A 13,331-nucleotide genomic window follows, 5' to 3' on the forward strand; every position below is an offset into this window, starting at 1 on the left:
AATAATAAAAATTGTATTCACCATTGACCATTCACCATTCACCATTCGCCCTCTGAAACTGCCTGCTCGGTGCAGTCCCTTCTACTAACTGAATAAAGATGTCATTCAACGAAGGCAGGATCTCGTTAAATGAAATAATGCTGTCTCCCTGTTGTAAAAAATGATGCAATACATCATTGGGTGAATGCCCTTCATTGATCCTTACCGTCAGGGAATGATCAGGATTGTTTTTGATCACTTCGAAAGCTGAACTGATAGGTCCATTGGCTTCTGATTCAAAACCTATTCTGAAAAGATGCTGTTTGAATTGCTGCTTCACATTCTTCACACTGCCATCGAGTATCTTCTGGCCTTTGTTCACCAGTATAATATGATCACAGATCTCTTCCACCTGCTCCATCCGGTGTGTACTGAAAATGATCGTAGCACCTCCACGGGCAAGATTATAAATTTCATCTTTGATGATGTTGCTATTCACCGGGTCTAATCCGCTGAAGGGCTCATCAAGGATGATCAGTTTAGGTTGGTGTAAAACAGTGGTCACAAACTGCAACTTCTGCGACATACCCTTCGACAGGTCTTCCACTTTTTTATTCCACCAGCTTTGCATCTCCAGTTTCTCGAACCATTTTTTAATACCTGCCATGGCTTCACTTTTGCTGAGTCCTCTTAGTTGGGCAAGGTATAAAGCCTGCTCACCAATTTTCATCTTCTTATACAATCCCCTTTCTTCTGGCATATAGCCAATCTTGGCCAGGTCTTTTGTAGGGTCGAATGCTTTTCCTTCAAAAAATATAGAGCCTTCATCGGGATAAAAAATGCCGGTGATCATGCGCAGCAGGGTGGTCTTGCCCGCGCCGTTGGGTCCAAGCAGCCCGAAGATGCTGCCAGCTTCAATAGAAAAGCTGATGTCATCTACGGCCTTTTGTGTCGCAAAGTATTTTTTTAGATGGTTTGCTTCTAAAAGATTCATTATGAATGTAAGGTTTGTAGTTTAGGTTGTTTACATTTTACATTTCGCTCCCATTACCTTCGCGTAAAAGTACACTAATGAGAATAGGGAAGCGATTTTTATTGTCTGTTTGTTTTATTTTAGGAACAGTACTCCTTTCCGGCTGGGGTTTCCTGGCACACCGCACGATCAATCAACTGGCCATTTACCAACTGCCAAAGGCCATGCGCCCTTTTTTTTATGAAAATATGGACTACCTGGTAAAAAATTCTGTGAGACCTGATCAACGGCGTAATTCAGATAAGAGTGAAGAGCCCAAGCATTATATCGACGCTGAAGCTTATGGTGATTCTGCTCTTTGGGTGATGCCACACCAATGGGATAATGCAGTAGCAAAATACTCCAAAGACACACTGCTCGCATACGGATATGTACCTTACTGGGTGATGGTCATGAAAGAAAGATTGACAAATGCTTTTAAACAGGAGAATAAGGACAGCATCTTATTTTATGCTGCTGACATGGGGCACTATATTGCAGATGCACATGTCCCGTTGCATACGACCATGAACTATGATGGTCAGCTCACCGGTCAGAAAGGTTTACACAGCTTATGGGAAAGCACCATACCTGAAATTGAATTGTCCCAATTTGAGTTGAATGAAAAACATAAAGCGAAATATTTAAAAAATCCTGAACAGGCAATTTGGGAGGCAGCCCGTGAAGCGAATGTTTTACTCAAAGATGTTTTCCAGCAGGAAATAGAAGCCTCCAGAGGACTTGAAGATTCAGCCAAATTCCGCATGCAAATGCGTTATGGAAAAATGTCAAGAGTATATACTACTGAATTCGCTAAAGCTTACAACAAACGCCTCGGCAATACAGTGAACCAGCAATTACTCAAGGCTGCTCATTTAAATGCCGACTTTTGGTACACCTGCTGGGTAGATGCAGGCAAACCCGGTTTGAAATCATTAGTGACCAATGCAAACGATAAGAAAGTAAAAAAGAAAATGAAGGCTGAATGGAAAGCCTATAAAAAGAATCAGTTAATAGAAAAAGACCTCCTCCTCGCCAAACAATTTGATAAAGAATAATTCATAGTTTGTAGTTTGGAGTTGCCCCATCAACTCCAAACTCCTATTTTCTCCGCCACTTTTTCTCCATCCATCGCCGCACTAACAATACCACCAGCATAACCCGCACCTTCGCCACAGGGATATAAATTTTTAATTTGTGGATGCTGCAATGTCATACTGTCTCTCGGGATACGCACTGGCGAAGAGGTACGGGATTCTGTTGCTACCACCACTGCATCATTGGTTAGGTAGCCTTGCATCTTTTTCCCAAAGGCTTTAAAGCCTTCCTGCAGCGACTTGTGAATAAAGGGGGGCAATACCTGCCGCAAGTCGGAAGAGGCAATGCCCGGCAAGTAACTGCAGATCGGGAGAGAAGCAGATGTTTTATTAGCCACAAAGTCTGTCATACGCTGGGCTGGCGCAACCAGATTCCCACCACCGGCTTCATATGCTTTTTGTTCCACCATTTGCTGGAAGTAGAGCCCTAATAGTGCTTCTGTAGCGGGCAAATGGTTTTTCTTGATATATTTTTTCAACTCACTGGAATTGGCGAGGTCCGCCTTTTCTGCCGTGACCACCATACCACTGTTGGCAAAAGGATTATTGCGCTTGGAGGGCGACCAGCCATTCACCACAATTTCATTTACATCAGTAGCTGCTGGCGCTATAATACCACCAGGACACATGCAAAACGAAAACACTCCTTTGGCCTCTACTTGCTGTACAAGACTGTAAGAAGCTGGAGGTAAAGCTTCGCCCCTGTTAGGTGTGTGGTACTGTATGGAGTCGATCAGCGACTGGGGATGTTCGATCCGTACACCTAAAGCATATGGTTTGAATTCAATAAGAATATCTTTTGAATGCAGCAGGTGGAAAATATCCCTGGCCGAGTGGCCTGTTGCTAAAATAACGGCGCTGGCTGTGATCGTTTCCCCATCTGCTGTCTGCACACCTTTTACTTCATCTCTTTCCAGGATAAAGTCAACTACTTTGTTTTCAAACAACACCTTGCCGCCACATTCAATGATCTTTTCTCGTATGGCTGTAATAATATGCGGTAGCTTGTTGGTACCAATGTGTGGATGTGCTTCATACAGTATCTTTTCTTCTGCTCCAAAATGTACCAGAATGCTGAGGATACGTTGAACATCGCCACGTTTCTTACTTCGGGTATACAGCTTGCCATCACTGTATGTTCCTGCACCGCCTTCACCAAAACAATAATTGCTTTCCGGGTTCACAATACCTTCTTTATTCATGGCGGCAAGATCGCGGCGGCGTGCTCTTACATCCTTTCCTCTTTCCAGCACAATGGGTTGAATGCCCAGCTCAATCAGGCGCAAAGCTGCAAACAGCCCTGCAGGACCTGCACCAATAACAATAACCCTTTTATTAGCATGGTGCACATCCTGTAATTCCAGCGGAATGAGCGGTAAGGAATGAAAGGGTTCATCAATAAATACCTGCAGGGTCAGGTTAACCCAGATTTGCCTGGAACGGGCATCAATGGATTTCTTTAAAATATTATAGCCTGTTATCCGGTCAGTCGACACACTGCACGCCTGGGCTGCAATCTGCGTGAGCAATTGCTGATCTTCTGACTCGGAGGGTAATACTTTGATGACTATTTTCTGCTGCATGTGCGGTCTCTCTATGTGTTATGCTTCGAACAAGCTAAATACTAACCAATAATACGAAAATAGGACAGGAAAAGGGAACTGACCAAAATCAGGTTTTGGTATTGACATTACTTATAGTTTTATTGGCATAGCCATATAACCTAACTAACATGCTGCCAGGATACTACAATCGCTCTTACAATGTTCAAACTCTTTCACGGGAGGATGTATTGTTTGAAAAAATTCTTCAATCTGGTTGGTGGACACGGGCAACTCAATGTGTCGATAGCCATTATTCCAATGTTGACGGTGTAATGTTATCCGATCACCTGGTTGCAGTTACTGAAAACATATATAAAGTTTTTCATCGCAGGCAAAGCTCTTTCCAGTCAAAGCTGTTTGATATTTTGGATCGCATGAATATAGACCGGCAAAAGCTCATGGATGAGTTGAGGATTGTTGCCTTGCTGCATGATATCGGTAAAGTAGAATGCGATAAGACAAAGCTGGTGAGGCATCCTTTGTACAAGCATTTTACAATAAAGAGGCATTCTATCGTGAGTTTATACGCTGCTATTGAAATACTGCAAAACGAAACCCTCTTGTCTGTTATAGAAAAATTGCGCATCTATTCCGTCATCGAAGAACATGATGTTTCCTATGGCTTGTTCTGTGAATGGATGCGGACAGGCAAGCTGCCCACTACCAAACGATGGAAAGAGTTGAACGATAATGTGGATACAAGGCCTGGTGTAGGATTGATGTATCTCTTGTTCTTTAAACTGGCAGATACCCATGGCCATTGGAACTTGACCGACGTTGTCTGGTTTTTTAAACAAGTAAAAACAAATTATTTCAACAACTTAAACATCGATTTACCCATCCCCACAGAAAAGGACATCCGCCTCTAACGCCAACCCCCAACCCCAAACTATAAAACTCCGAAATCCGAAATCCCACATCCGAAATATTCAAAGTCTCTTCCCCAATTGATTCTCATCAAACTGGTATCTAAACTATCTGCTTAGTTTTGCATTGTCTAAAACTCATGCAACGTGATACCAGGTTCAGATACACAAACTGAGGTAAAGGAGTTAGGTATGACCCTCCTCAATATAGGGGCTGTTTTGATGAGCTCGGGGGCTAATACCGGAAGGATCAGGATTACCATCAACCGCATAGCAGAATCATTTGGATACAAAACAGAACTGCTGATCTCGCACAGAACCATCTTACTGAGCCTTCATCAAGAGGGTAGCGATGAATTCTTTAGCAGTCTGAAGAGAACTTCTCCACATGGCGCAAACTTTAAAGTAGTTTCAGGGATCAGCCGGATGAGCTGGGCTGTAGTAGAAGAAAAATGGAGTGTGGAGCAGATTCGGGCCGAGCTTGATCGTTTGGTTTCCTTACCACATTATCCACGCTGGCTGATCCTTGTTTTGATTGGATTAGCTGGTGCATCTTTTTGCCGTTTGAATGGAGGTGACATAACGGACATGTTCATTACGTTCACCGCCTCGATGGTAGGATTATTTGTACGGCAGGAAACGGTTAAAAAGGGCTTTAATACTTACCTGTGCATTTACTTAGCTGCCCTTGCAGCTACGCTTGTTGCCGGGTTGCCAATAAAGTTTGGTATAGGTCATGAACCGGCATTTGCAACCAGCGTTCTCTTTTTAATACCAGGAGTGCCGCTTATCAACGCATTTTCTGATATGATCGATGGCAATCTTCAAATTGGCCTCGTACGGGGATTAAATGGATTGATCCTGGCCTTTGCAATTGCCCTTGGCCTGTTTACTTCTTTCCTCATTTATAAAGCTTAACAGATGGAATGGATAACCTTTGCTGAAAAATGTATCTGGTTTGGACTGGCTGCTCTTGGCTTTGCGGTCATTTTTAATGTTCCAAAACGCACAATGTTATCGATCTACCTGATGGGTGCAGCAGGAGGAATTACTAAAGTGTTGTTGATGCATTTTCTGGGAGTCAGTGTTATTATGGCCACTTTAGCTGGAGCAATTGTAATAGGATTGATCAGTATTTATGCAGCTCATAACAAACATTCGCCACCACTTGTATTTTCCATTCCTGCCGTGATCCCGATGGTGCCAGGAATTTTTGCATACAAAATGATGCTCGGCCTGATGAAGTTGTCTGGAACAGTTCCTCCTGAGTCTTTTGAACAGGTGCTTTCAGATACAATAAGCTCTGGCCTCAAAGTATTGTTCATCCTTATGAGCCTCGCCGGAGGTGTAGCAATACCCATGCTGATCACCCGGAAAGAATCAGCTAAGCACATTCGCATAAGGAGAATCAACGATGAAGAAAACTCCGATGGTTAGCCCACTCACAATAACAACAACAACAATATCTGCGGCAACAATATCCTTAAAAACATAGTCAAAGGATAAACGCCTGCATAAGCAATAGCTGGTGCATCCGATCCCGCTATTTGCGTTGCAAAAGAAAGCGCAGGAGGATCTGTAGAAGCACCTGCCATCAGTCCGCAGATCTCAAGGTAATTCAGTTTAAATGCCAGTCTTGATATGATTGCTGTAACCACCAAAGGGATCAGGGTAATAGAGAACCCGATCAACAGGAATACAGGGCCTTGAGCCGATGTCAGCGTATTGACGAAATCAGGACCTGCCTTAAGGCCAACACTGGCCAGGAACAATACAATGCCTATTTCCCTCACCATGTAATTGGCACTCTGTGTCACGTAGGAAGTAAGTGGAAACAGGCTTGCATAACGGCTGATGAATATGGCCACGATCAATGGACCGCCAGCCAGACCAAGTTTCACTGGTACGGATATGCCAGGGAACACAAATGGTATACTGCCAACAATAACACCCAATGCGATTCCCAAAAACAATCCCGCAATATGCGGTTCTTTTAATTTCTTGTCCGAATCGCCAAGGTTACTGATCAATCTTTGCACTTCATCTTCTTCTCCTATGGCTGTTACAATGTCTCCAAATTGAAGACGTGTATGGCCGTCGGGTATAAACTCGATGCCTGACCGAAGTATCCTGGTAATAGTAACTCCGTATTCATCAATGGTATTCATATCCGCAAGTGAACGGGAACAGGCTTCTTTACGGGTAATGCGGATTTGCTTCGCTACCAGTGGCCCGCTGATCTTCGTGAGGTCCATCTTGCTTTCTTCGCCGACAATGGTTTTAAGCCTTATAAAGTCATTGGGTTGCGCCACCACCAGTATCACATCATCTTCATGTAGTACAGTGTTTTTGGAGGCTGTTTTTACCTGGCTGTTTTGATAAACACGCGATACAACAAAATTGGACTGCATCGTATCAAATAAGGCCTGCACAGGCTTGCCGTTAAGCGATGGGTTGGTGACCTTTAAATTGATCGTACTGGGACGGGGCGTGTGTTCCAGACTTTTTTGAAACAAGGCCTGCTTTTCTTTTTCAATATTGATTTTGTAGATCCATTTAAATACGATAATGGTCAGTATAATGCCCAATACACCACCTGGGTAAGCCAAAGCATAAAATGTACCCATCGGTGGCAAGTTTTGCAATTCAGGATGTAAGGAGGAGAGGTCTTTTAAGGTTTGCTGCGCTGCACCAAGACCCGGGGTATTGGTAACTGCGCCTGACATTAATCCCACCAGGTTAGGCAAGGGAATATCTGTAATAAAATAAATGGTAACGACTACTGCAACACTGAGTAGTACACAGAGTACGGCAACGAGGTTGAGTTTAAGCCCCTGTTTTTGAAGGGATGCAAAAAAGCCCGGTCCAACTTGCAGGCCCATAGCATAGACAAATAAGATAAGCCCGAACTCCCTGATAAATTCCAGGATTTCTTTTTCAATTTGAAATCCAAAATGCCCGGCAATGATGCCCGTGAAAAGTACACAGGCAATACCAAAACTCACACCTTTAAAAGCAAGCTTACCAATAGCAACACCGGAAGCAATCACAATAGCATATACCAGTATCGTAAAAGCCACCGTAGAGTGGTTTGTAAAAAGATCAATAATCCATTTCATATTGGAAAAATTAATAGAAGTTCATACTTCCTCTTTTTAAGAGGAAGTATGAACAGAAATCAGCCAAGGCTTCGCAGCGCTGATGCTCTCCGCCTCAGGCGGAGCTGGGGGTTAAACCTGTTCCGGCTGTTGCCCCCAATGTTCCGGTGAACGCCACAAGGCTGATAACAACAATTCTCTCAAGAAAAAGAATTCTTTAGGTAGTTTGTCATAGAACTTTTCAAAAAGTTCTTCGTGTGATAACAATTCCTGTTTCCAGGGTTCACGATCTATGGTCATGATCCTGGCAAAATCGTCCCTGCTGAAATCAAGACCTGTCCAGTCCATATCTTCATAACGGGGAACCCAGCCAATTGGGCTTTCAACAGCCGATGCATTGCCTTTGATGCGCTGGTAGATCCATTTCAGCACGCGCATATTTTGTCCGAAGCCAGGCCATATAAAGTTGCCTTTATCATCTTTCCGGAACCAGTTGACAGCGAAAATGCGGGGCGCATTGGGTAGATCCCGGCCAAATTGCAGCCAGTGATTAATATAGTCTCCAATATTATAACCCATGAACGGCAACATGGCATAAGGGTCTCTTCTCACTTTTCCTATTTCACCAAATGCTGCTGCTGTCATTTCACTACCCATGGTAGATGCTGTATACACACCAAAGTTCCAGTTGAAAGATTGATGCACCAGTGGTACAGCTGTACTGCGGCGGCCACCAAATATAAAGGCTGCTACAGGTACGCCATTGGGATTTTCCCAGTCAGGGTCGATAGCAGGGTTTTGATAAGCAGGAGCAGTAAACCTTGAATTGGGGTGTGCTGCAGGTTTGCCGCTGGAAGCATCATAAGGTTTGCCATGCCAGTCAGTAAGTCCTTCCGGTATTTCTTTGGTCAAACCTTCCCACCATACATCTCCATCCGGTGTAACGGCTACATTCGTAAAGATGGTGTTGGCCCGGATGGTATCCATCGCATTCGGGTTGGTTTTGTAATTGGTACCTGGCGCTACGCCAAAATATCCGGATTCTGGATTAATGGCATGAAGCTGTCCGTCAGCCCCCTTGTGGATCCATGCAATGTCATCACCAACAGTAGTGATTTTCCAGTCGCTCAATTCTTGGGGCGGGATCATCATCGAAAAGTTGGTTTTACCGCATGCACTTGGAAAGGCGGCACCAACATATACTTTTTCTTTTTGTGGCGATTCTACGCCCATCAGCAGCATATGTTCTGCAAGCCAGCCTTCTTCACGGGCAATCACAGAAGCAATGCGAAGCGCAAAGCACTTCTTACCCATCAAGGCATTACCGCCATAGCCACTGCCATAAGAGATCACCAGGCGATCTTCCGGGAAGTGTGATATGTACTTCACATTGGGATTACAAGGCCATAATACATCCTTTTCTCCCTCTTGCAGCGGGGCACCAACGGTATGAATACATTTAACGTAGTCGTTGTTTTTAATATAAGGTAGTACAGCATCACCAATGCGGGTCATGATATGCATATTCACAACTACATACTCCGAGTCGGTAATTTCCAGGCCATACCTGGAATATTGCGAACCAACAGGCCCCATGCAGAAGGGTATCACATAAAGTGTACGGCCCTTCATAGAGCCTTCCATAAGACTGTCAAGGATATGCTTCATCTTTGCCGGCTCCATCCAGTTATTGGTAGGTCCGGCATCTTCCTTTCTACGGCTGCAGATAAAAGTTTTATCCTCAACGCGGGCAACATCACTCGGGTCGCTGAAGCAGGCAAAGCTGCCAGGTCTTTTTTCTTCGTTCAAACGTATGAACGTTCCTTTCTCTACCAACAAATTGCATAGCCTGTCGTATTCTTCCTTTGAACCATCACACCAGTAAACAGAATCTGCTTTGGTTTGTTCTGCGATGGTATTTACCCAAGCTTCAAGATCATTAATTAACGATTTTTTGTAAGCGCTCACCAGTGCAGTATCAATAGCTGCTTTTGGTGACGAAATTGTGGTCATTGTTCAGAATTTAAAATGTTTAGAAAATCAGACAGGAAAAGAAACGCTGAACAATTCAATTGGCAGTAGTAATTGACACAAGCCTTAAGCGACATCGGCTTCCAAAGAGTCTGCGGGGATATGCAAGCAGTTCAGAAGTGGTGTTTTTTAGGAGTACGATATTAGATGCCAGTCGATTGTTTGAACTGTTTCTTATCTCAATTTGTCTCCCTCAATCTCCATCTCGGATCAAACGGTCCCTTTTAAGAGAGGTTTGATCTTGTTGCTGTTAACAACTGTTTTTCTGAAGTACTTCTTGCAATTAATTGCCTTAAAACCGGTCTAAGTTACACCTTTTTCAACATGCTAATTTGGTGACGAATGTCATGTTTGCAAATGATTATGTATAGTGTCCATATAAATAATGCGGTAAGCCGCCCGTTTGCATCTTTTCTCTGATCAGGTTATTCCCGCAGGTCTGATGGAAATCATTGTACCGTTTGAAGTAGTTCATTTAATTCCTGGGCAAATGATCTCAGCTTTGCTGGTTCAAAACTGCCTCATATGAAGTCAAATCTGGTAAACGCCCTGCTGGTAATAATAAATAGCCTGTTCTTCTTTGCTGCCAACGCTCAGGATAGTCTCCATAAAGACAAAAAAGTAGTGGTATCAGGAATGATGTTGGCACGCTATACCTCCGCCTTTGATAAAAATATTGACATCAATGGTAAATACCATGCTGTCCCGGGTGATTATGCTACCTCGGCATTTTCTTTAAGAAGAGCAAGGGTCCAGGCGAAATCACAGATCACGCCAAGGGCAGAAGCTGCCGTGCTCCTAAACCTGACAGACTTTATCGGGAATCCTGCCAATAAAGTATTGGAACTGGCAACAATAAAATATAAATTCAGTGATTACCTCAACCTGCAGGTGGGTCAGTTCCGTCCTTATTTCGGTAGGGAAGACCTTTACCCCGAAGAATTGTTGCAAAGTCTCGAATGGACCAACCAGTATTATGCATTTGGTGCAAACGGTTGGCAAAGCTTCCAGTTAGGTGCAACTGTTTTCGGATCTGCCAAAGTGGCAAACATACCGGTGAAATATTATCTGGGTGTGTTCAATGGCAATGGCCGCAACCAGTTGACGGATAACGATAATGGTAAACTGTTTCCCGCCCGTGTGGAGTTGGGCATACGTCCGAAAACAAAACTGGGTTTGAACGGGGGCGTTGGAAAATCAAAGGGCGAAAAGGTTTGGGCCTTGAATGCTGATATTGATCACGTTGCACAATTGGGTGGACCGTGGGAACTGGAAGTGCAGTCTGAATACAAAAGAGGCACCAACAATAGTTCATTCGATACATCTGCAGTTGATCGCAAATTGATGCAGAATTATATGCTCTCTGGTTATTACGTTTTACCCAACCTTAAATACAAGATGAATTCCGCGCATGTAAAGTCATTGGAATTGTCTACACGTTACGAATTTATAAACTATGATGAGAAAAGAGACAATTGTAAAAAGACGACCTGCATGCCAATGTTGTCCTGCCAGCTGGCAGACGAATATTTCCTGCGCTTCGAACTGGGGATGATCTTCGACAAGTATGCGGAGAAAAACCTTGCGGTTCCGGACCATAATGCTTCAAGGTTTGTCTTCCAGGTCCAGGCAAGGTTTTAACAGGAGTTAATAAATAGGGAACTCTTCAATTTTTTTTTGTTGCAAAAAATCACCAACAGCCCTGCATGGATGGATGGTGGATATCTTTTTTATAGCCGGAACTTTGATTGCTTCATTTTAATTAATGTTCATAACCTATTGATGTTTCCTCTTTTAATATTTAGATTTGCGTTTGTGGTTGTAAGTTTTTGAAATGTTTAGGTAGTGTAAATGATTCCGTTTTCAGCTGCAATGCAATTTTGGCGCTATTTTGGTGCGATCCTTTTCAGGATTTCTCGATTTTACCGGACCAAAGATTTCTCTTTCGACAGGCAATTCCTAAAAAGTTTTTTGTGGATAATTATAGTGGACGTGCATAATTTTTTTGTCAGTATGTAAAAAAAATTTGGATTGTTTTGGTCTCTTTTTAATTACGAAAAAAAGGATTGAAGAAAAAATTTTTTTTTACACAGATTGTTAGAAATTCGTTCAACTATAATAGCGAAATTTAGTTACGCACAACTTGTGAAAAACTATCAGACGACTGTTCAATACTGAATATAAAAAATTGCAAACTACTTACATGGATAAGAACGCCGAACAAGTTTGGGCCAGCTGTTTATCTATTATTAAAGACATCGTGGAGTGGCAGCATTATAAAACATGGTTTGAGCCCATAAAACCTGTCTCCATAAAGGAGAAAGTTTTGATCATCCAGGTTCCCAGCCAGTTTTTTTATGAGTACCTTGAAGAGCACTATGTAAATCTTTTGGCGAAAACGCTCAAAAGAGAGCTTGGAAAGGATGCCCGCCTGGAATACCGGATCATGGTGGATGGTGGCAATAACCGCAACAAACCTGTAACAGTCGACGTTGCAGCACATGGTTACAAGTCACAATCAAACAATGAAATGAATTTTCCCCTGGTGATCAACACACCCGTAGTAAAAAATCCATTTGTGATTCCTGGATTGAAAAAAATGCAGATCGATCCGCAACTGAATCCTATCTACACATTTGAAACATACGTGGAAGGGGATAGCAATCGTGTGGCACGTCGTGCTGGTAAAACAGTAGCGGAAAAGCCTGGTGCCAATTCATTCAACCCGCTGGTGATTTACGGTGGTGTTGGTTTGGGTAAAACACACCTGGCCCAGGCCATCGGAAATGAAGTAAAACGGCTGCTGCCCAACAAGGTGGTATTGTATGTGAGCTCCGAAAAGTTCATCAACCAGTTTGTCGACCATAGTCGCAACAATGCGGTGAACGACTTTATTCATTTTTACCAGATGATCGATGTGCTCATCATCGATGATGTGCAATTCTTTAATCGTGCAGAGCGGTCACAGGATGCATTCTTTGCCATCTTCAACCACCTGCACCAATCAGGAAAACAGTTAGTATTAACCTCTGATAAATCGCCCAAAGACCTCGAAGGTGTACAGGAGCGTTTGCTGAGTCGCTTCCGGTGGGGGTTAAGCGCAGATATCCAGATGCCGGATTATGAAACGCGCATAGAGATCCTCGAAAGAAAGATGAAGAATGACGGCCTGGAAATGCCGAAAGAAGTGGTGAAATACATTGCTTATAATATCAACAGCAATGTCCGCGAATTGGAAGGCGCTTTGATTTCTTTGTTGGCGCAGTCCTCGCTCAACCGCAGGGACATTGATCTGGACCTGGCCAAGAAAGTGTTGCGCAACTTTGTCAAATCCTCCAGCAAGGAAATCACCATCGACACCATTCAGCGCATGGTTTGCGACTATTTTGAAGTGCCTTACGACAAGCTGCTCCAGAAGACCCGCAAGAGGGAGATCGTGCAGGCCCGCCAGATCACCATGTACCTGGCAAAAGCCTTCACCAAGAATTCACTGAAAACCATAGGAGAGCACTTTGGCGGTAGGGACCATACAACCGTGATCCATTCCTGCCAGACCGTAAAAGACCTCATGGACACAGACGGTGTATTCAGGGACAACGTACTCGAATTACAGCAGAAAGTGCAGCTGGCAGCCATGTAATGCA

General features: G+C 43.5%; 10 protein-coding genes. 6 read left to right on the forward strand and 4 right to left on the reverse strand.

Annotated features, from left to right (window positions below):
* Positions 1–31: 31 nt before the first annotated feature.
* On the reverse strand, positions 32–973 hold the full coding sequence (locus OCK74_RS03315) for an ABC transporter ATP-binding protein (RefSeq protein WP_279295569.1): 942 nt from the start codon (positions 971–973) through the stop codon (positions 32–34).
* A 77-nt stretch (positions 974–1,050) separates the two neighbouring features.
* On the opposite strand from OCK74_RS03315, the gene OCK74_RS03320 reads away from it, so the two are divergent.
* A complete protein-coding gene (locus tag OCK74_RS03320) occupies positions 1,051–2,049 on the forward strand; it encodes a zinc dependent phospholipase C family protein (protein WP_279295570.1) in 999 nt (332 codons plus the stop codon).
* Between the two features lie 29 nt (positions 2,050–2,078).
* Here OCK74_RS03320 and OCK74_RS03325 read toward each other — a convergent pair whose 3' ends face one another.
* On the reverse strand, positions 2,079–3,671 hold the full coding sequence (locus OCK74_RS03325) for an NAD(P)/FAD-dependent oxidoreductase (RefSeq protein ID WP_279295571.1): 1,593 nt from the start codon (positions 3,669–3,671) through the stop codon (positions 2,079–2,081).
* A 149-nt stretch (positions 3,672–3,820) separates the two neighbouring features.
* Here OCK74_RS03325 and OCK74_RS03330 point away from each other — a divergent pair, with 149 nt between their 5' ends.
* The 3 genes from OCK74_RS03330 (at position 3,821) to OCK74_RS03340 (ending at position 5,995) form a co-directional block, all read left to right on the forward strand.
* Entirely contained in the window at positions 3,821–4,561 is a 741-nt protein-coding gene (locus OCK74_RS03330; RefSeq protein WP_279295572.1) for an HD domain-containing protein, read from the forward strand.
* Positions 4,562–4,705: 144 nt separating this feature from the next.
* Complete coding sequence (locus OCK74_RS03335) at positions 4,706–5,476, forward strand: threonine/serine exporter family protein (RefSeq protein WP_279295573.1); 771 nt, start codon at positions 4,706–4,708, stop codon at positions 5,474–5,476.
* Between the two features lie 3 nt (positions 5,477–5,479).
* Positions 5,480–5,995 (forward strand): threonine/serine exporter family protein, encoded by a 516-nt coding sequence (locus OCK74_RS03340; protein WP_279295574.1) that lies wholly within the window; start codon positions 5,480–5,482, stop codon positions 5,993–5,995.
* Between the two features lie 5 nt (positions 5,996–6,000).
* Here OCK74_RS03340 and OCK74_RS03345 read toward each other — a convergent pair whose 3' ends face one another.
* Positions 6,001–7,677, reverse strand: coding sequence for a putative transporter (locus tag OCK74_RS03345; RefSeq protein ID WP_279295575.1), 1,677 nt, complete (start codon positions 7,675–7,677; stop codon positions 6,001–6,003).
* 111 nt (positions 7,678–7,788) lie between these two features.
* The gene (locus OCK74_RS03350; protein ID WP_279295576.1) at positions 7,789–9,669 is read right to left on the reverse strand and encodes a phosphoenolpyruvate carboxykinase (GTP); all 1,881 of its coding nucleotides are present in this window, start codon (positions 9,667–9,669) and stop codon (positions 7,789–7,791) included.
* A gap of 543 nt (positions 9,670–10,212) precedes the next feature.
* Here OCK74_RS03350 and OCK74_RS03355 point away from each other — a divergent pair.
* Together OCK74_RS03355 and dnaA are read left to right on the forward strand one after the other, a co-directional pair.
* Positions 10,213–11,328, forward strand: coding sequence for a porin (locus tag OCK74_RS03355; protein WP_279295577.1), 1,116 nt, complete (start codon positions 10,213–10,215; stop codon positions 11,326–11,328).
* A 562-nt stretch (positions 11,329–11,890) separates the two neighbouring features.
* On the forward strand, positions 11,891–13,327 hold the full coding sequence (gene dnaA / locus OCK74_RS03360) for a chromosomal replication initiator protein DnaA (protein ID WP_279295578.1): 1,437 nt from the start codon (positions 11,891–11,893) through the stop codon (positions 13,325–13,327).
* Positions 13,328–13,331: the final 4 nt, after the last annotated feature.

Source organism: Paraflavisolibacter caeni (assembly GCF_025628885.1).
Lineage (GTDB): Bacteria > Bacteroidota > Bacteroidia > Chitinophagales > Chitinophagaceae > Flavisolibacter > Flavisolibacter caeni.